The organism is Pseudomonas sp. B21-017, from assembly GCF_024749245.1.
Lineage (GTDB): Bacteria > Pseudomonadota > Gammaproteobacteria > Pseudomonadales > Pseudomonadaceae > Aquipseudomonas.
The window spans coordinates 2,329,404-2,348,255 of the sequence record NZ_CP087194.1 but is presented as its reverse complement, the minus strand read 5'-3'; the positions used below and the strand labels follow the sequence as shown (position 1 = coordinate 2,348,255).

Genomic DNA, 18,852 nt, shown 5'->3' with positions numbered 1-18,852 from the left:
CGACGTCTTCGCGGGCAAGCCTCGCTCCTACAGGGGTCAGTGGTTAACCGTAAAAGCGTGGGCGATCAGGGAGTGCGACTTTGACAATCTGGCCGCTGTTCTGCGCCTCGATGCAGGCATCCGCAGCGACGGCGGCGGCGAAACCGTCCCACGCCGATGGCCCGCCGACCTGCCCGGCGCGCACGCCATCGATGAACGCCTGCAACTCGACGTCGTACGCGGCGATGAACCGATCCTTCCAGTCCATCAGAATCGCATTGGACAGTTTCGCTCCGCTGCGCAGTTGAACCTGCGACGGCTCCGGCAGTTTGGCGATGCCCGTTTCCCCTACCACTTCGCACTGGATGTCGTAGCCGTACTGACAGTTGACGAACACTTCCACGTCGATGCGCGTGCCCTTGGCGGTTTCCAGCAACACGATCTGCGGGTCTTTCAAATGGGCGTGGGCCTTGCTGGTCTTGCGCGGGAACACCACTTGCACCGACACATAGTCGTCGTCGAGCAACCAGCGCAACACGTCCAGCTCATGGATCAGCGTGTCGGTGATCGCCATGTCGGTCTTGTAGTTTTCACCTACGGTCGGGTTGCGGTGTGCGCAGTGCAGCATCAGCGGCTCGCCGATCTGGCCACTGTCGATCACCGATTTCAATGCCCGATAACCTTCATCGTACGGGCGCATGAAACCAACCTGCACCAGTCGCTTGCCGTGGGCCACTTCGGCCTCGACGATCTTGCGGCAGCCTTCGGCGGTGACCGCCAGCGGTTTCTCGCAGAACACCGGTTTGCCCGCCGCAATCGCCGCCAGCACGAACTCTTCGTGGCTCGGGCCCCAGGAGGTGACGAGGATTGCGTCGACGTCCGGCGCCTTGATCAGCGCGTGGCCATCGGGATAGACCTCCGCGGTCAGTTTCAGATCGGAGACGACCTTGGCCGCTTGCTGCAAATTGATGTCGGTGACCGCGACAACCTGACTGTTGAGCAAGGTCTGGCTGCAACGACGGATATGGTCCTGGCCGATGGCCCCGGTGCCGATGACGCCGATACGCAACGAATTGGAAAGCGAAGACATATAAACACTCCTGTTGTTCGTTTCAGGGCAATCAGTATTGACGGGCCTTGGCCAATCGTTCGTTGAGGGTCTTGGCCACTGCGTCAGTGCGTGCGCTGGTGGAGACTTGCGCCACACCGACCCGCCACCACGACAGGTATTTGTGAATCATGGTTTTGGGCAGGACCTTGATGTCGATCAGCGTCGACACCGTCTGCAACCGCCCATCCGCCAACGCGGCTCGCAGCTCTTCAACCGTGTTCACCTTGTAGGTCTTGCAGCCGTAAGCCGCCGCGCTCATGGCGAAATCCACCGGCACGAAACCGCCATCGAGCTTGCCGGTTTCAGGATTGCGGAAACGGAACTCGGTGCCGAAGCTGTCCATGCCGTGTTCCATTTGCAGGTTGTTGATGCAGCCGAAGGTCATGTTGTCCAGCAACACCACGTTGATCTTGCGGCGCTCCTGGATCGAGGTTGCCAGCTCCGAGTGCAGCATCATGTAGGAGCCGTCGCCCACCAGCGCATAGACCTCGCGCTCAGGCTCGGCGAGCTTCACCCCCAGTGCGGCGTTCACCTCATAACCCATGCACGAATAACCGTACTCGACGTGGTAGGTGTTCACACCCTTGCTGCGCCAACTGCGCTGCAAGTCGCCGGGCAGGCTGCCGGCGGCGGCGACGATCACCGCATCATCGGCCAGGGTTTCATTGAGCACACCGAGCACCCGGCTCTGGGTCAGGCAGGAACCGGTCAGCTCGATGAATTCGCGCAGCACCGCCGGGTCCAGGTGGTCGTTGATTTCCGGCACGAAGTTTTGCGTCTGGTACTCGACCTGATAGATGCGGTCGACTTCCTCGTCCAGCTGCGCCCGGGCCTGTCGGGGTTGATCGCCCCAGCCGGAGCGATAGTCGCCCAACACAGCGGCCAAGGCGTTCAAGCCGGTTCTGGCGTCCGCCAGCAGTTGCACGCCATCGAGTTTCAGGGCGTCGCAAGGGCTGATGTTGAGGTTGAGAAATTGCACGTCCGGGTGTTTGAACAAGGATTTCGACGCGGTGGTGAAATCGCTGTAGCGGGTGCCGATGCCGATGATCAAATCTGCGTCCCTGGCCAACAGGTTCGCCGCCAGGCAACCGGTTTCGCCGATCCCGCCGACGTTCAGCGGATGGCTCGACACCACCGCGCTCTTGCCGGCCTGGGTTTCGGCGAAAGGAATATCGAAGCGCTCGGCAAAGGCCTGCAACGCTGCATTGGCACCGGAATACTTGACCCCACCGCCGCAGATGATCAGCGGTTTGCGCTTGCCTTTGAACAACGCCACGGCATCGTCGAGCATCGCTTCGGTGGCCGGACGGCGCTCGATGCGGTGCACGCGTTTTTGCAGGAAGTAATCGGGATAGTCGTACGCCTCGGCCTGCACGTCTTGCGGCAAGGCCAGGGTCACGGCGCCGGTTTCGGCGGGGTCGGTGAGCACGCGCATGGCGTGGATCGCCGCAGTCATCAGTTGCTCGGGACGGTTGATCCGGTCCCAGTATTTGCTCACGGCCTTGAACGCATCGTTGGTGCTGATGCTCAGGTCGTGGAACTGCTCGATCTGTTGCAACACCGGGTCTGGTTGGCGGCAGGCGTAAACGTCGCCGGGCAACAGCAGCAAGGGAATACGGTTGGCGGTGGCCGTCGCGGCAGCAGTCAGCATGTTCGCCGCGCCCGGGCCCACCGATGAAGAACAGGCGTAGATCTTGCGCCGCAGGTGTTGCTTGGCAAAACCAATGGCCGCGTGGGCCATGCCTTGTTCGTTGCGGCCCTGATGGACGATCAGGTCGCCGCTGTCCTGTTCCAGGGCTTGCCCCAGCCCCAGCACATTGCCGTGGCCAAAAATGGTAAAGATCCCGGCGACGAATTTGCTCTGAACCCCATCGACCTCGATGTACTGGTTATCGAGGAATTTCACCAGGGCCTGGGCCATGGTCAGTCTTGTTGTGGTCATGCTCGCACCTTTTCCGTATGCAAATCCGATGTCAGCTCAGGGATTTCTGCAGGTGATCCATACTCGCGCCGATCGCCGTCTGGATATCCGCCAGGCCATGGACGCTGTCGGCAAACGGTTCGAACGACAGGTAGCCGCTATAGCCGCTACTGAGCAAGGTGTCGATCTGCGCCGCATTGCCGAGGATGTCGCCCTCGCCCACCAGCACCCGATGGCCGTCACGAATGGTCGCCAGTGGCGCCTCGGCATCTTCGACGCCGGAGATGTGCACCAACCCGGTCAGTTCAGGGAAGAATTCATGCTCGCTGGCCAGGTGATGGTGGAAGGTGTCATGCACCAGACGAAACACATCCAGCCCTCCGATGGCCTTGATCGCATCGACTGCCGTGCGTTTGCGCCGCAGCGAGCATTCTTCGAAACCCAGCGGTTCGATGAAGCCGAGAATGCCGTGATCGCGCAGGATCGGTGCCAGTTCACTCAACGCCGTGCGCAGGCCAGACGCACGCTGCGCTTCGGTTCGTGGATCGGCGCGGTCGTTCAACGGGCACATCACCAAGCCCCGTGCGCCACAGTCACGGGTATAAGCGGCAAGCTTCAGGGCATGTGCGCGGCGCTCGTCATTCCAGACATCGAACGGATACAGCGCGTTGATCGACAGCACAGTGATGCCTTTGGCCGCGCACAGCTCACGGACGTGTTCGGGTGCGGTGCCATCCTCGATCTCGACGCCTTTGAGGTCGTTGCGAATCTCGATGGCGTCGGCCTTGAGGGTCACCGCCAACTCGATGAACGCCGGCAGGGACAAACGTGGGGCGACCATACGGTTCAAGGCGAAACGCAGGGGTTTGCTCATTTTTTGTTGTTCTCCGCACACGTGAATTATTTGGCTGTCGGCATGCTGAATTCAGGGCCCTTGGCGATGCTGTCGGGCCAACGCTGCATCACGCTTTTGTAGCGGCTGTAGAAGCGAATGCCTTCTTCGCCATAAGCGTGGTGATCACCGAACAGCGAGCGCTTCCAGCCGCCGAACGAGTGCCAGGCCATGGGCACCGGAATCGGTACGTTGATGCCGACCATGCCGACCTTGATGCTGCGGGCAAACGAGCGGGCAATGCCGCCGTCGCTGGTGAAACAGGACACGCCGTTGCCGAATTCATGGGCGTTGATCAGCGCCACGGCGCTGGCGAAGTCCGGCACGCGCACAATGCCCAGCACCGGTCCGAAGATCTCTTGCTGGTAAATGCTCATCTCGGTCGTGACCTTGTCGAACAGCGTCGCACCGACGAAGAAACCGTTCTCGGCGCCTGGCACCTTGAAGTTGCGCCCGTCGACAATCAGCTGCGCGCCCTGGGCCACGCCCTCGCCGATAAAACCCTCGACCTTGGCCTTGTGTTCGGCAGTCACCAGCGGCCCCATGTCGCTGTCACCCTGCATGCCGTTGCCGACCTTCAGTTGATCGATGCGCGGCAGCAGTTTGGCAATCAACTGGTCGCCGACATCACCCACGGCCACGGCAATCGAAATCGCCATGCAGCGCTCACCGGCCGAGCCGTAAGCTGCGCCGATCAGTGCATCCGCCGCCTGGTCCAGATCGGCATCGGGCATGACGATCATGTGGTTCTTCGCCCCGCCCAGCGCCTGTACACGCTTGCCGCGCGAGGTGGCTTGCTGGTGGATGTACTCGGCAATCGGCGTCGAGCCGACAAAGGAAATCGCCTCGATGTCCGGGTGTTGCAGCAAGGCGTCGACCGCCGCCTTGTCGCCCTGGACCACGTTGAACACACCGTCCGGCAACCCGGCTTCGGTGAGCAAACGAGCCATCAACAAACTGGCGGATGGATCACGCTCAGACGGTTTAAGGATGAAGCAGTTGCCGGTGACCAGCGCCAACGGGATCATCCACAGCGGCACCATCACCGGGAAGTTGAACGGCGTAACGCCGGCGCAGACGCCCAATGGCTGGCGCAGGTTCCAGTTGTCGATGCCACCGCCGATGTTGTCGCTGAAATCGGTTTTCAGCAGGTTCGGCGCACCGCAGGCGTATTCGACGATTTCGATGCCACGGGTCACTTCGCCCTTGGCGTCGGAGAACACCTTGCCGTGTTCGCGGCTGATGATTTCGGCCAGTTCGTTGTGATGGCGGTCGAGCAATTCCTTGAACTTGAACATCACCCGCGAACGGCGCAGGGACGATTGCTCGGACCAGGCCGGGAACGCCTTCATGGCCGAAGCGACGGCCTCGTCCACGGTCTTCTGACTGGCCAGCCCGACCCGCGCCTGAACGCTGCCGGTGGCCGGATTGAAGACATTGCTGAACCGCTCGCTACCGCTGTCCTGCACCTGACCGTCGATGTAATGACCTATGACCGGGGCGTCGCTCATTGTTCTTGTTCTCCCTTTGAATGTTGGAATTTAGAGATCCAGAAGCCAGCTGTGCTGCGGATCGTTATGGAACTGCCAGACGCGTTTCGGGCCGGCCATCACGTTCAGGTAATACGACTCATAGCCGTAGGGCACGCTGACCGGGTGATAACCCTTGGGCACCACAACCAGGTCGCTGTTTTCCACCGCCATGGCCTGATCGATACTGCGATCGTCGGTGTAGACCCGCTGAAACACGAAGCCCTGGGGCGGGTTGATCTGGTGGTAATAGGTTTCTTCGAGAAAGCTCTGGTGCGGCAGATCATCGGTGTCGTGCTTGTGCGGCGGGTAGCTCGACGAGTGACCGGACGGCGTACGCACTTCCACCACCAGCAGCGAATGGGCGGGCTCGGTGTCCGGCAAAATGTCGCAGACATAACGGGTGTTGGCCCCCTTGCCGCGCACGCTGCGTTTCATGCTGTCGGGTTTGATCAGCCGTGGGCCAAGGTTTTCGGCGATGGAACCGGGCGCCGCGCACACGGCGATTTGCACGTCGCTCAACGCCACCACCTGGGCCTGGCTGCCGGGTGGCAAATACACGGCGAACGGTGATTTGTCTTCGAACACCGACTGACGATCGCCGATGTTGTCCCAGTCGAACGCGCCCTGCCCCGGTGCTTCACCCTTGATGCCGACCCGACCGCTGAGCAGCACCAGGCACAATTCCTTGTCGCCCGCGCTGACCGGTAGGGTTTCGCCAAGACTCAGGCGGTAAGCGGCAAAACCGACGTATTCCAGCTCTCCCTGCCCCAACTCGACCATGGTCCGGCCACGGGCATTGCTTTTGACCAGCAGGCTCATCGCGCGGTCCTCTCGTCGAGCAAGGCACGCAAGGTGTCGTAGCCTTTTTTCGCGTAGACGTAACTTGGTGCCACCGCCGGATCCTGCTCGGCTTCCACCACCAGCCAGCCGTGGTAGTCGGCGCCCAGCAGCACGTCGAGCAAGGCGCCGAAGTCGATGTCGCCATCGCCGGGCACGGTGAAGGTGCCGTTGATGATGCAGTCCGGGAAGCTCCACAGGTTGTTGCGCGCCAGTTGCACCACCGGTTTGCGCACGTCCTTGAAATGCACGTGGCAGACCCGTTCGATGTGTTTGCGCAATACCTGCAACGGCTCGCCGCCGCCCATGTAGCAGTGGCCCGAATCGAACAGCAGGCCGACTTCGCTGCCAGTCAACGCCATCAGTTTGTCGATGTCGGCCGGGGATTCGACGTAGGCCCCCATGTGATGGTGATAGGCCAGACGCACGCCCTGAGACAGGGTGAAGCGCGCCAGTTCGGTGAGTTTGTCGGCGTATTCTCGCCAGGCCTGCTCGGTGTGGAAACGTGGGCGCTCGACCAATGGAATGCGCTGGCCTTGAATGGAGTCGGCGACTTCGCCATAGACCAGCACCTTGGCGCCGTTCTTCGCCAGCAGCTCGACATGGCTGCCGATGGCGTCGATTTCCTCGGCCACGGAACGGCGGGCCAGACGACTGGAATACCAGCCGGACACCAGCGCCAGGTCATAGGGGCGCAGCACATCGCCGACGCCCTTGGCATCCTTGGGGAATTTGCCGTTGAGTTCGAAGCCTTCGTAGCCGATGTCCTTGCCTTCGCTGAGGGCGGTGCTCAACGGCGTCTCGCCACCGAGGGACGGCAGGTCGTCGTTGCTCCAGGAGATCGGGTTGATGCCAATTTGGATAGCGGGCATGGCTGCACCTTTTATTGTTTTCTCAAAAATGTTCAACCGATCACCTGTGGCGAGGGAGCTTGCTCCCGCTGGACTGCGAAGCAGTCCCGAATCAACCAGCCCGGTGTATCAGGTAAACCGCATTCACAGGTTTGCGACTGCTTCGCAGCCGAGCGGGAGCAAGCTCCCTCGCCACAAAAGCCTCATCAATCAGCTAATTTTTTCAGGCACGGGCCGTGCGCCAGGCATCGATCAGTTCGACGAAGGTGCCCTGCACCTGGCGAATCAGCGCTTCGTCGTCGATTTCACCGGCCAGCCACGCGCGGCTCGGTTCCTGGAAGATCGTCCGGCCCACGGCGAAACCACGGCAGGTCTGGCTCTGGCTGGCCTGCTGAAACCCTTCGGCCAAGGTCGCCGCCGGGGCATTCAGGCCCAGCAGCACCACGCCACGGCAATACGGGTCGCGTTCCTGAATCAGCTCGTCGAGTTGTTTCCACTCCTCGGCGCTTTGCGCTTCGATCTTCCACCACGCCGGGTAGATGCCCAGGTTGTAGAGGCGTTTGAGGGCGCGATAGAGCACGTCCGGATGCGGTGATGGGTGATCCTTGGGCGGAATGATCTCCAGCAGCAATTCATGCCCGCTGACTTGCGAGGCCTGATACAGGCCCTTGATCTGCGCTTCCTGCTCCAGACGCAGCAGTGGCTCGTCGTCAGGATGGAATTGCACCAGGCATTTGATGATCTGCTCTTGCGGCCAGGCGATCAGGTTGCTGCCGATCGAACGCCCGTGTTCGAACGCCAATGGCCGCGAACCCTGCACTTCCACCGGCCGCGCCACCCACCAGCCGCGACCGGTGGCGGTGTTCAGCGAGTCCTGGCCGAAACGTTGATCGGCCAGCAGGCCGACATCGGCGTCGACGCCCTGCTCATGCAAGTCTGCCTCGACCCGTTCCACGGCCTTGATAAAGAGTTGTTTGAGTTCGCAGATAGCGCTCAGGTCGCGCCCGCCCTTGTGGGCCAGCTCTACCAGTTGCCCGCGATGATCGAAGGCAAAAATGAACAGTTGCTTCCACTGTTTACGCGGCACGCTGACCTGATGCAGACGCTGCAATGTCACGTCCTGATCCGGCCGGGTGATCGGCACCGGGCTGTTGAACAGGTAATCGAGTTCGGCGCGGGTCGGCATCGCCGGAGCGCAGGCATGGCGCGACACCACCAGACCGCCGCAGGCATTGGCCAACTGGCAGCAGCGCTCGTCGCTGGCGTCCTCCAGCCAGCCACTGAGGAAACCCGACATGAAGGCATCGCCGGCCCCCAGCACATTCAGCACTTCGACGCGCACACCGGGATAGATCGCGCCGTCTTCGAGACGCGCCGGGATCGCCCCGTGAATCACCGTGCAACCTTGCGGGCCGAGCTTGACCACCAGGGTTGCCGCGCTCAGGCGCCGGACATTGCGCAGCGCGGTGAGCAGATCCTCGGAGCCGCCGGCGATCAGGAATTCTTCTTCAGTACCGACGATCAGGTCGAAACGCGGGAGGATTTTCTGCACGTGCTGGCTGACGTTCTGGTCGGCGACGAAACGGGTTTCGCCGTCCGCCTTGCCGGCCAGGCCCCAAAGCACCGGGCGGTAGTCGATGTCCAGGACCCGCTTGACGTTGTGCTTTTCGGCGTAGTCCAGCGCCTGAATGCTCGCCTTGTAGACACCGTCGGTGGAGAAATGGGTGCCGGTGATCAGCAGGGCTTTGCTGGAAGCGATAAAGGCTTCGCTGATGTCTTCGGCGCGCAACGCCATGTCGGCGCAGTTTTCGCGGTAGAACACCAGGGGAAAGGTTTCGCGATCCTTGAGGCCCAGCAGGACCATGGCGGTCAGGCGTTCCGGATCGACCTTGATGCCGCTGACGTCGCAGCCTTCACGGACCAGGGATTCAACGAGGAAACGGCCCATGTGGTCGTCCCCTACCCGGCTCAACATCGCCGACTTCAGCCCCAGTCGCGCGGTGCCGAAGGCAATGTTGGCGGACGAACCGCCCAGGTACTTGGCGAAGCTGCTCACATCCTCCAGCCGCGCCCCGACTTGTTGCGCATAAAGATCGACGCCAAGGCGTCCGAGGCAAATCAGATCCAATTGACGCCCACTGGCAAAACGAGTCTGGCCCATGCTGGCTCCTGTTATTTTTATCAGCCTGCGTCCGGGGCGATGAAGGCGCCGAACACTCTTGGTGGATGCAGACTAAAACGACCGGGACCGAATAATCAATATTTATTCTATATATTTTTTACGTGGAATATTTTTTCCAATAAACTTTGATACAAGCGTTCCAGACAGCGTGCATCGTTTCAGCAGGCCCCAGGCCGATTGCAAGCTCAAGATTTTATTCCGGCCTACCCTGTAGACTGCGCACAGCCAACCTATTGTCAGGGGGTGACGAGAACCGTCATCCCTATAAGAACAAGCCAGAAGGATTTCTTATGTCCCGCACCGATCAGCCGGCTACGACCGAGAGCTCGCCCGACAGCGATCTCGCCAGCCCTCCGATCAATGCCGAGCGTCTGTTGCAGCTGATCACCGAGGAGTACGAAAGTCTGCCGCGCCAGCTCAAACGCATCGCCAGCTACATGAGCCAGCAGAGCGACCGGATCATGGTCGACCGCATCAGCGACATCGCCCGCGAGTGCGAAGTGCACCCGTCGGCCATCGTGCGCTTTTCCCAGCGCTTCGGCTTCAGCGGGTTCAGTGAAATGCAGGCGCTGTTCCGCGAGGCCTACACCCACAAGACCACGCCGGTGCAGAACTACCAGCAACGCATCCGCAGCATGATCGCCAACAAGTCACAGAAGGCCAGCGGCGGCGACCTGGCGCGCGAATGCATCAACGCCACCCTGTCAGGCATCGAACGATTGGGGCTGGAACTCGATGACCAGGCTTTCGACAAGGCCGTGGACCTGGTGGTGAATGCCGACAACATCTACGTGGTCGGGGTGCGCCGCTCGTTCGCGGTGGCCGATTACCTGGTCTACAACCTGCAACACACCAACAAGCGCATCCACTTGGTGTCGGGCCTTGGCGGCAGCTACCGCGAGCAGATGCGCAGCGTGCGCGCCAACGACCTGGTGATCGCCATCAGCTTCACGCCCTATGGCAAGGAAACCCAGCACTGCCTGCGCATCGCCCAGCACCATCAGGCGAAAACCCTGATCATCACCGACAGCAACCTCTCGCCATTGGCCAAGCGCGCCAACACCGTGCTGCTGGTCAACGAAGGCAGCTCGTTTGCCTTCCGTTCGTTGAGTGCCACCTTGTGCCTGTGCCAGGCGCTGTTCATCGCGGTGGCTTATCGACTGGAATTGAAGGTCGATGAGATTCATGAGCAGGCAGGCTTTGAGGATTAGCCTTCGGGGATGAACAATAGGCCTGAGGATCAGCGCGAAATCGTTTGCACGTCGCTGAACCTCGGCTAAGGTTGTCCCTCCCCAAGGACTGTCTGTAAGGAGAGGCTCAATGAAACTGATCGGCATGCTGGATTCGCCCTACGTGCGGCGCGTCGCCATTTCCGCCAAATGCCTGGGCATCCCGCTGGAACACGCGTCGGTTTCGGTGTTCAGGCACTTCGAGCAGTTCCAGCAGATCAACCCGGTGGTGAAGGCGCCGACGCTGGTGCTGGATGACGGTGAGGTGTTGATGGATTCAACGCTGATCATCGATTACCTCGAAGCCTTGGCCGCTCCGGGTAAAAGCCTGATATCCGACAATCCGGTTCAACGCTTGCGCTCGCTGCGGCTGATCGGCCTGGCATTGGCCGCGTGCGAGAAGTCGGTACAGCTTTACTACGAACGCAACCTGCGGCCAGCGGAAATTCAGTACGCGCCTTGGGTGGAACGGGTCGAAGGGCAATTGGCGGCGGCGTATTCGGCGCTGGAGCGGGAGCTGGAAAAGCAGCCGCTGAAGACCGACGGCTCGATTGCGCAGGAAGGGATTAGCCTGGCGGTGGCCTGGAGTTTTACCAACCTGGTGGTGCCGGATCAGGTGGATGCTGCGCAGTTTCCACTGATCAACGCGTTCACGGCGTATGCCGAAGGGCTTGAGGTGTTTATCGATACACCGATCGAGTAGGCGGATGGGTTGCGCCTGAACTGCCGTCTTCGCGGGCAAGCCTCGCTCCTACAGGATTTTGCGCATAACTTGTAGGAGCGAGGCTTGCCTGCGAAGTTTGTCGATCAGCGGGCAGTGTGGCTTATTGCTTGGCCAATTCCATAATCATCCGCGACAGCAAATAAATCCGCGGCGCCACGCTTTCTACCTCGGCATATTCCTCGGGCGTATGGATATTGCCGCCGACAATCCCGAACCCGTCCAGCGTCGGCGTACCAATACCCGCGGACAAACTCGCATCTGCCGCCCCGCCGCTGCCTTCTTCCGTCAACTTGCGGCCAATTTCGCCGTAAATGCCTTGAGCCATGGCCATCAAGCGATCCGATTCCGCCGTTTGCGGCATCGGTGGCAAGCCGCGCTTGAGGCTGGTGGTGACTTGCGTATCGGCAATCAGTTTGTCCTTCGACACCCGCGCCAGGTCCTTTTCGATCCGGTCGAATTCTTCCGGCACCGCCGCCCGCACATCAGCCTTGGCGGTGGCTTGGTCCGGAATCACGTTGGTGCGGTCGCCGGCCTTGAGCACGGTGAAGTTGATGGTGGTTTTCTTCGCTTCATCGCCCAGTTTGCCGAGTTGCAAAATCTGGTGCGCGGCTTCCATGGCAGCGTTACGCCCCAATTCCGGGGCAACGCCCGCATGCGCAGCCTTGCCTTTGACCTCGACCACGGCAGTGGCGCTGCCTTTGCGCCAGACCACCAGGCCATCGGCCGGGCGGCCCGGTTCGAGGTTGAGGGTCACATCGTGGGCCTTGGCGGTTTTCTTGATCAGGTCGGTGGCGACGTCCGAACCGGTTTCTTCACTGGCATCGAGCAGGAAGGTGATCTGCGCGTAGTCCTTGAAGTCGAGGTTCTTGAGGATTTTCAGCGCGTAGATCCCGGCGACGATGCCGCCCTTGTCGTCCATCACGCCCGGCCCATAGGCGCGGCCGTCCTTGATGTGGAACGGACGCTCGGCGGCGGAGCCTTCCTTGAACACAGTGTCCATGTGCGCCATCAGCAGGATCTTCGCCTTGCCGGTGCCTTTGAGGGTAGCCAGCACATGGTTGCTCTCGTCCGGGGTGTTGGGCACCAGTTCGATGGTGGCACCCAGTTTCTTCAACTCTTCGATGGCGATGTCACTCACCTGGGTCAGGCCCGGTTCATAGCCGGAGCCGGAGTCGATGTTCACCAGCCGTTCCAGCAGTTTCAGGGCTTCAGCCTTGTACTGTTCTGCATCGGCGAGGACTTGTTTGTGGGGTTCGGCGAAGGCTGCGGGGGTGAAGGCGCCGAGGGCGAGGGTCAGGCCAAGGCTGGTGGCCAGGAGGGAACGCGGGAGCTTGAACGTCATGAATCGATCCTTGTTTCGTGTCGGGGTCTTTAGACCCTACCTGACTACGACGCAAGGCTCTACACCGGATGCGACACATACAAACCTGCATGACCACACATTCCCTGTGGGAGCGGGCTTGTGTGGTTATTGGGTTACACAGAATCAAGCAACTCTTTACGCGGCTTGCCGTCGCCATGGCAAATGACGCGGTTACGGCCGGTGCTCTTGGCTTCGTAGAGCGCCTGGTCGGCGTCGTTGAGCCACAGGGTCGCTTCGTCGTGGGCCGGGTTGAAGGCCGCCAGGCCGATGCTCAAGCTGACCTTCAGCGCCGGGTTCTGCTCGTAACCCAACGTGGCGAAACGAGCACGCAGCGCATCCATCGCCACGGCGGCACGTTCCAGCGGCAGGTCCGGCAGCAGCACGCAGAATTCGTCGCCACCATAGCGGCCGGCGACATCGGCTGCCCGCAGGTTCTGCTTGAGAATTTTGCTCAGCTGACGCAAGACGATGTCCCCGGCGACATGGCCGTAGGTGTCGTTGATGGTCTTGAAATGGTCGATGTCGATCAACGCAATCGCCCCACCCTTCTGCTGGCGCCGGCAACGCTGAAACTCGATTTCCAGCTGGTCTTTCCAGGCGCCGTGATTCAGCAGGCCAGTCAGGCTGTCGGTGCGGCTCAGGGCCAGCAACTCGCGCTTGTGTCGGCCCAGAGTGTGGGCCTGACGGAAGCAGACCCAGCCCAGGGACATCGGATAAATCGACAGTAAAGGTAAACAGGCGTATAGCTGAAATGGACTGGTTTGCGGGACAAAAGCCGGCATGAACACCAGCAGCCCGAGGCCGATCCCGAGGATCTGCGCGACGGCGCCCGCCAACAGAAAACGCAAGCCACCGATGGCCACGTTGTGCATCGCCATCATCGACAGCGTAGCCGCGCTGGGTAGCGGATTGAACTGCATGGCGGCCACCCAGAAACCGCCGAGAAACGCGTCCACCAGAATGTTGCGGTGTTCGGCGTGATAAGGAATTTTCGCCCGACGCGCCCATTGATAGGCCACATGCGGCCAGATGACGCCGTTGAACAGCATCACCACCCAGACCCAGGGCGCGGGGTCGAGTGGATACATCCCTGCACCGACACACAATAGTCCAAGGGCCAGACCCAGGATGCGCGACCCATAAAGCCTCCTGGCCAATGAAAGTCCCTTTCCTCCCTTTTTTTCCATAGAGGCCTCTGTACTACTGAACCGAGCCTGACAACACATGGGTGAAAGTGTTTGAAGTCTATCAGGGGAACGGCAAATAGCCATCACCGGATGACGGTCTGACAGCTGGTAGCTCCAATAGTGTGGCATCGCGATGAGGCGAGTGCCCAATGTTTGTCTATACATGAAGTAAGGGATCGATAAACCACGATAAACAGGAGGCCGCTGCAGAGGCTCCGCCAACCACCTTCCGTCCTGATCACTGCAAAAGGAATAGCCTGATGCTTTTGTTGGTTGTCGCTATCGCCGTTTTCGCGGCCTGGAGCTGGTTGAGCTACCCGGCCATCGGTTACTGGCTCTATGACTTGAACATGGCGCTGGAGGCCCGGCTGTATCGGTTGCACAAGCTTATCGTGCCGATCACCGAAATGACCGTCTCGACCTGGCAAGGCGGACCCTACGAAGCCTCCAGCAACATACTGATGCTGCACGGCTACAGCGCCGACAAGAATATCTGGCTGCGCTTCGCCCGGCATTTCGTCAACGACTACCGGGTGATCATCCCCGACCTCGCCGGCCATGGCGAAACCGGCTTCAAGGCCGGTGGTGGCTACGACATTCCGGTCCAGGCCAAACGATTGATCCAGTTGCTCGATGTCTGCGGCGTCGAGAAGGTGCACGTGATCGGCAACTCCATGGGTGGCTACATCGCGGCGTGGCTGGCGGTCAATTACCCCGAGCGCATCGTCTCGCTGGCGCTGCTCGATCCGGCTGGCGTCACTGCCCCGGAACCCAGCGACATGGATCGCCACCTGGCTCGCGGCCATAACCCGTTCCTGATTCATTCCCGTGAAGAGTTTCAGCATTTCTACGCCATGACCATGGCTTCGCCGCCATGGGTACCGGGGATCGTGCTGGACGCTGTCGCCCAGCGCTATGAACAGCAGCGCGACGAGCTGGAAGAAATCTTCAGGGACTTCCGGGCCAGCCCGCCGATGGAGCCAAAACTGCCCGATATCAAATGCCCGGCGCTGCTGCTGTGGGGGCGCAAGGACCGCTTGATCGACGTCAGCAGCGTGCCCGTCTGGAGCAAGGGCATCGCCGATCTGCGGGTGGAAATCTGGGACGGTGTCGGCCACATGCCGATGGTTGAGCAGCCGACCAAAACCGCACGCTTGTACCGGGAGTTTTTGCGGGCGCATCACATGACCCCCACCGCCTCATAGCAGCTGCTATGGGTAGGCGGATAATTCGGGAGGATGCTCGGCGATTCATACGAGGCGCGATTGATGAACATTCTTTACGACGAACGCATCGACGGCGCCCTGCCCAATGTCGACAAGGCCGTGTTGCTCAAGGCCTTGCAACAGGAGGTGCCGGACCTGGACATTCTCTGGCGCGAGGAAGAACTCAAGCCCTACGAATGCGACGGTCTCTCGGCCTATCGCACCACGCCGATGCTGGTGGCCCTGCCCCGGCATCTTGAACAGGTGCAGGCACTGCTCAAGCTCTGCCATGCCCGGAACGTGCCGGTGGTGGCGCGCGGGGCCGGCACCGGGTTGTCCGGCGGTGCGCTGCCGCTGGACAAAGGCGTGTTGCTGGTGATGGTGCGATTCAACAACATCTTGCACATCGACCCCGCCGCCCGCACCGCACGGGTCCAGCCAGGGGTGCGCAACCTGGCGATTTCCCAGGCAGCGGCGCCCTTCGGGTTGTATTACGCACCGGACCCGTCCTCGCAAATCGCCTGTTCCATCGGCGGCAACGTCGCGGAAAACGCCGGTGGCGTGCATTGCCTCAAGTACGGCCTGACCGTGCACAACCTGCTGAAACTCGAAATCCTGACCCTTGAAGGCGAACACCTGACCCTCGGCGCCGACTCGCTGGACGCGCCGGGGTTTGACCTGCTGGCGCTGTTTACCGGCTCCGAAGGCTTGCTGGGGATCATCACCGAAGTCACGGTCAAACTGCTGCCCAAGCCTCAGGTCGCCAAAGTCCTGCTGGCCAGTTTCGATTCCGTGGAAAAGGCCGGTCGCGCGGTGGCCGAGATCATCGCCGCCGGGATCATTCCCGGTGGCCTGGAGATGATGGACAACCTGGCGATCCGCGCCGCCGAGGATTTCATCCACGCCGGTTACCCGGTGGAGGCCGAGGCGATCCTGCTGTGCGAACTGGACGGCGTCGAAGCCGATGTCCATGACGATTGCGAGCGAGTCCGCGAGGTGTTGCAACAGGCCGGCGCCAGCGAGGTGCGCCAGGCCCGGGACGAGGCCGAGCGCGTGCGGTTCTGGGCCGGCCGCAAAAACGCCTTCCCGGCCATCGGCCGCCTCTCGCCGGATTACTACTGCATGGATGGCACCATCCCCCGTCGCGAACTGCCCGGCGTGCTCAAGGGCATCGCCAGCCTGGCGCAGGAATACGGCTTGCGGGTGGCCAACGTGTTCCATGCGGGTGACGGCAACATGCACCCGCTGATTCTGTTCGACGCCAACCAGCCCGGCGAACTGGAACGGGCCGAAGCCCTCGGCGGCAAGATCCTTGAACTGTGTGTGAAAGTCGGCGGCAGCATCACCGGCGAGCACGGCGTGGGCCGGGAGAAAATCAATCAGATGTGTGCGCAGTTCAACAGTGACGAATTGACCCTGTTTCACGCCGTGAAAGCCGCGTTCGACCCCCAGGGTTTACTCAACCCCGGCAAGAACATCCCGACCCTGCACCGCTGCGCGGAATTCGGTGCGATGCACATCCACGCCGGGCAATTGCCGTTCCCTGATCTGGAGCGTTTCTAATGGCAGATTTCGATGCCAGTGCTACCTTGCTCGAACAGGTCAGACAGGCGCTGGAAAACGCCACGCCGCTGCGCATTCAGGGAGGGAACACCAAGGCCTTTCTCGGCCGTGAAGTGGCCGGCGAAGTGCTCGACACCCGCGCCCACTGCGGCATCGTCAGCTATGACCCGACGGAACTGGTGATCAGCGTTCGCGCCGGCACACCGCTGAGCGAACTGTTTGCCGCGCTGGATGCCGCGGGGCAAATGTTGCCCTGCGAGCCGCCGTCGTTCGGCGAAGGCGCCACGGTCGGCGGGATGATCGCGGCGGGGCTGTCCGGGCCACGGCGCCCATGGGCCGGCTCGGTGCGGGATTTTGTCCTCGGTACGCGGGTGATCAGCGGTCTGGGCACTCACCTGCGCTTTGGCGGCGAAGTGATGAAAAACGTCGCCGGTTATGACCTGTCGCGCCTGATGGTCGGCAGTTACGGCTGCCTCGGCGTGCTGACCGAAGTCTCGCTCAAAGTGCTGCCCAAACCCCGGCAATGCCTGAGCATCAGCCTGGACATCGACTGCGCCCGCGCCTTGGCCAATCTGGCGCAATGGGGCCAGCAACCGCTGCCCATCAGCGCCGCCAGCCACGACGGCCAGCGTTTGTACCTGCGCCTGGAAGGCGGCGAAGGCTCGGTCGCGGCGGCCCATCAACGGCTCGGTGGCGAACCGTTGGACTCGGCCTATTGGTCCGACCTGAACGAACAACGACTAGACTTTTTCAATGAAGGCCTGCCGTTGTGGCGCTTGTCATTGCCCAATAACCTCGGGCCACTGGACTTGCCCGGCGAGCAGTTGATCGACTGGGGTGGCGCGCAACGCTGGTTGAAATCAGCAGCCGATAACATTCAATCACTGGCTCAGCAGCACGGCGGCCATGCCACCTGTTTCAGCCATGGCGTCACAGAAATGCCTTTCCAGCCCCTGGCCCCGGCGCTGCTGCGCTATCACCGGCAACTCAAGGCGCAACTGGACCCGCAAGGGTTGTTCAACCCCGGCCGGATGTACGCGGAGCTGTAAGATGCAAACCAATCTCAGCGAAGAGGCCCGCCAACTGCCCCGCGCCGAAGAAGCGGACAAGATCCTGCGCACCTGTGTGCACTGCGGGTTTTGCAACGCTACATGCCCGACCTATCAACTGCTCGGCGACGAACTGGACGGGCCGCGTGGGCGCATCTACCTGATCAAGCAAGTGCTTGAAGGCGCCCCCGCCACGGCCCAGGCCCAATTGCACCTGGATCGCTGCCTGACCTGCCGCAACTGCGAAACCACCTGCCCGTCCGGGGTGGATTATCACAACCTGCTGGACATTGGCCGCGCCGTGATCGATCAAGCGGTGCCACGCCCGGCCAGTCAACGACTGTTGCGTCAGGGCCTGCGGGCACTGGCGCCGAACCCGAACCTGTTCAAGACCCTGCTGCAGATCGGCGCCACTTTCCGGCCGTTGCTGCCACGGGGGGTTGAGGCGAAGTTACCCCACGACCTCCCTGCTCCGGGCGAACGCCCCGTCCCTCGGCATGCGCGCCAGGTGTTGATGCTCGAAGGCTGCGTACAACCCGGTCTGTCACCGAACACCAACGCCGCGACGGCGCGGGTGCTGGATCGGCTGGGAATCAGTGTGATTGCGGTGCCGGAAGCCGGCTGCTGCGGCGCGCTGGACTATCACCTCGACGCCCAAGCTGTGGGCCTGGACCGCGCCCGACGCAACATCGACGCTTGGTGGCCGTACCTGGAAAGCGGCGCCGAAGCCATCGTGCAAACCGCCAGCGGCTGCGGCGCATTCATCAAGGACTACGGGCATCTGCTGGAGCGCGACCCGGTTTATGCGGCCAAGGCCCGGCGAGTCAGCGAAATGGCCCTGGACCTGGTGCAAGTGCTGGCCGATGAACCGTTGGAGCGAGTTTGCGCCGCCACCGACCGGCGGATCGCCTTTCACTGCCCCTGCACCTTGCAGCACGCACAGAAACTCGGCGGCGCGGTCGAGGCCGTGCTGACGCGGTTGGGCTTCAATCTCACAGCTGTGCCCGACAGTCATTTGTGCTGCGGCTCAGCCGGCACTTATTCGATCACCCAGCCGGAGCTGGCCCGGCAACTGCGCGACAACAAGCTCAACGCCCTGGAAAGCGGCCACCCAGAAGTCATCGCCACCGCCAACATCGGCTGCCAGAGCCACCTCAACAGCGCCGGGCGCACCCCAGTCAGGCACTGGATCGAATTGGTGGACCAAGTGCTGCGTTGACCGAGCAG

At 61.6% G+C, this 18,852-nt stretch carries 15 protein-coding genes; 6 read left to right on the top strand and 9 right to left on the bottom strand.

What is annotated here, in order from left to right; translation table 11 throughout:
• Positions 1 to 43: 43 nt before the first annotated feature.
• The 7 genes from LOY28_RS10645 to iolC form a co-directional block, all read right to left on the bottom strand.
• On the bottom strand, positions 44 to 1,069 hold the full coding sequence (locus tag LOY28_RS10645; RefSeq protein ID WP_018928028.1) for a Gfo/Idh/MocA family protein: 1,026 nt from the start codon (positions 1,067 to 1,069) through the stop codon (positions 44 to 46).
• Between the two features lie 31 nt (positions 1,070 to 1,100).
• Positions 1,101 to 3,032, bottom strand: coding sequence for a 3D-(3,5/4)-trihydroxycyclohexane-1,2-dione acylhydrolase (decyclizing) (gene iolD / locus LOY28_RS10640; protein WP_258613698.1), 1,932 nt, complete (start codon positions 3,030 to 3,032; stop codon positions 1,101 to 1,103).
• Positions 3,033 to 3,063: 31 nt separating this feature from the next.
• Positions 3,064 to 3,885, bottom strand: a complete 822-nt coding sequence (locus LOY28_RS10635) for a TIM barrel protein (protein ID WP_258613695.1) — start codon at positions 3,883 to 3,885, stop codon at positions 3,064 to 3,066.
• 26 nt (positions 3,886 to 3,911) lie between these two features.
• Positions 3,912 to 5,414 carry a CoA-acylating methylmalonate-semialdehyde dehydrogenase gene (locus tag LOY28_RS10630; protein WP_105341515.1) on the bottom strand — a complete coding sequence of 501 codons (1,503 nt, stop codon included), beginning with the start codon at positions 5,412 to 5,414 and terminating at the stop codon, positions 3,912 to 3,914.
• Positions 5,415 to 5,444: 30 nt separating this feature from the next.
• The gene (gene iolB / locus LOY28_RS10625; RefSeq protein ID WP_258613692.1) at positions 5,445 to 6,254 is read right to left on the bottom strand and encodes a 5-deoxy-glucuronate isomerase; all 810 of its coding nucleotides are present in this window, start codon (positions 6,252 to 6,254) and stop codon (positions 5,445 to 5,447) included.
• On the bottom strand, positions 6,251 to 7,144 hold the full coding sequence (gene iolE / locus LOY28_RS10620; protein ID WP_258613690.1) for a myo-inosose-2 dehydratase: 894 nt from the start codon (positions 7,142 to 7,144) through the stop codon (positions 6,251 to 6,253). Before iolE ends, iolB begins: the two co-directional genes overlap by 4 nt.
• A gap of 202 nt (positions 7,145 to 7,346) precedes the next feature.
• Positions 7,347 to 9,284 carry a bifunctional 5-dehydro-2-deoxygluconokinase/5-dehydro-2-deoxyphosphogluconate aldolase gene (gene iolC, locus LOY28_RS10615; protein ID WP_258613689.1) on the bottom strand — a complete coding sequence of 646 codons (1,938 nt, stop codon included), beginning with the start codon at positions 9,282 to 9,284 and terminating at the stop codon, positions 7,347 to 7,349.
• Positions 9,285 to 9,595: 311 nt separating this feature from the next.
• Between iolC and LOY28_RS10610 the strand changes: the two genes are divergently transcribed.
• Both LOY28_RS10610 and LOY28_RS10605 read left to right on the top strand, forming a co-directional pair.
• Complete coding sequence (locus LOY28_RS10610; protein WP_007939390.1) at positions 9,596 to 10,516, top strand: MurR/RpiR family transcriptional regulator; 921 nt, start codon at positions 9,596 to 9,598, stop codon at positions 10,514 to 10,516.
• Positions 10,517 to 10,625: 109 nt separating this feature from the next.
• Positions 10,626 to 11,237 (top strand): glutathione S-transferase, encoded by a 612-nt coding sequence (locus LOY28_RS10605; RefSeq protein ID WP_258613688.1) that lies wholly within the window; start codon positions 10,626 to 10,628, stop codon positions 11,235 to 11,237.
• A gap of 121 nt (positions 11,238 to 11,358) precedes the next feature.
• Here the strand turns inward: LOY28_RS10605 and LOY28_RS10600 are convergent, their stop codons facing one another.
• Entirely contained in the window at positions 11,359 to 12,600 is a 1,242-nt protein-coding gene (locus tag LOY28_RS10600) for a M20/M25/M40 family metallo-hydrolase (protein WP_258613685.1), read from the bottom strand.
• A gap of 134 nt (positions 12,601 to 12,734) precedes the next feature.
• Positions 12,735 to 13,808 carry a diguanylate cyclase gene (locus LOY28_RS10595; protein ID WP_026286574.1) on the bottom strand — a complete coding sequence of 358 codons (1,074 nt, stop codon included), beginning with the start codon at positions 13,806 to 13,808 and terminating at the stop codon, positions 12,735 to 12,737.
• A gap of 260 nt (positions 13,809 to 14,068) precedes the next feature.
• Between LOY28_RS10595 and LOY28_RS10590 the strand changes: the two genes are divergently transcribed.
• The 4 genes from LOY28_RS10590 (at position 14,069) to glcF (ending at position 18,844) form a co-directional block, all read left to right on the top strand.
• The gene (locus LOY28_RS10590) at positions 14,069 to 15,013 is read left to right on the top strand and encodes an alpha/beta fold hydrolase (RefSeq protein WP_258613683.1); all 945 of its coding nucleotides are present in this window, start codon (positions 14,069 to 14,071) and stop codon (positions 15,011 to 15,013) included.
• 63 nt (positions 15,014 to 15,076) lie between these two features.
• A complete protein-coding gene (gene glcD / locus LOY28_RS10585; RefSeq protein WP_086945486.1) occupies positions 15,077 to 16,576 on the top strand; it encodes a glycolate oxidase subunit GlcD in 1,500 nt (499 codons plus the stop codon).
• Positions 16,576 to 17,625, top strand: a complete 1,050-nt coding sequence (gene glcE / locus LOY28_RS10580) for a glycolate oxidase subunit GlcE (protein ID WP_258613681.1) — start codon at positions 16,576 to 16,578, stop codon at positions 17,623 to 17,625. The genes glcD and glcE overlap by 1 nt, the downstream gene beginning before the upstream one ends.
• A 1-nt stretch (position 17,626) precedes the next feature.
• Entirely contained in the window at positions 17,627 to 18,844 is a 1,218-nt protein-coding gene (gene glcF, locus LOY28_RS10575; RefSeq protein WP_258613678.1) for a glycolate oxidase subunit GlcF, read from the top strand.
• The last annotated feature ends 8 nt before the right edge of the window (positions 18,845 to 18,852 follow it).

Coding starts and splice junctions, on each gene's coding strand:
- LOY28_RS10635 (WP_258613695.1), bottom strand. CDS start 3,885: ATGAGCAAACCCCTGCGTTTCGCCTTGAACCGTATGGTCGCCCCACGT.
- glcF (WP_258613678.1), top strand. CDS start 17,627: ATGCAAACCAATCTCAGCGAAGAGGCCCGCCAACTGCCCCGCGCCGAA.
- glcD (WP_086945486.1), top strand. CDS start 15,077: ATGAACATTCTTTACGACGAACGCATCGACGGCGCCCTGCCCAATGTC.
- iolD (WP_258613698.1), bottom strand. CDS start 3,032: ATGACCACAACAAGACTGACCATGGCCCAGGCCCTGGTGAAATTCCTC.
- LOY28_RS10610 (WP_007939390.1), top strand. CDS start 9,596: ATGTCCCGCACCGATCAGCCGGCTACGACCGAGAGCTCGCCCGACAGC.
- LOY28_RS10600 (WP_258613685.1), bottom strand. CDS start 12,600: ATGACGTTCAAGCTCCCGCGTTCCCTCCTGGCCACCAGCCTTGGCCTG.
- LOY28_RS10645 (WP_018928028.1), bottom strand. CDS start 1,069: ATGTCTTCGCTTTCCAATTCGTTGCGTATCGGCGTCATCGGCACCGGG.
- LOY28_RS10605 (WP_258613688.1), top strand. CDS start 10,626: ATGAAACTGATCGGCATGCTGGATTCGCCCTACGTGCGGCGCGTCGCC.
- glcE (WP_258613681.1), top strand. CDS start 16,576: ATGGCAGATTTCGATGCCAGTGCTACCTTGCTCGAACAGGTCAGACAG.
- iolB (WP_258613692.1), bottom strand. CDS start 6,254: ATGAGCCTGCTGGTCAAAAGCAATGCCCGTGGCCGGACCATGGTCGAG.
- LOY28_RS10590 (WP_258613683.1), top strand. CDS start 14,069: ATGCTTTTGTTGGTTGTCGCTATCGCCGTTTTCGCGGCCTGGAGCTGG.
- iolE (WP_258613690.1), bottom strand. CDS start 7,144: ATGCCCGCTATCCAAATTGGCATCAACCCGATCTCCTGGAGCAACGAC.
- LOY28_RS10595 (WP_026286574.1), bottom strand. CDS start 13,808: ATGGAAAAAAAGGGAGGAAAGGGACTTTCATTGGCCAGGAGGCTTTAT.
- iolC (WP_258613689.1), bottom strand. CDS start 9,284: ATGGGCCAGACTCGTTTTGCCAGTGGGCGTCAATTGGATCTGATTTGC.
- LOY28_RS10630 (WP_105341515.1), bottom strand. CDS start 5,414: ATGAGCGACGCCCCGGTCATAGGTCATTACATCGACGGTCAGGTGCAG.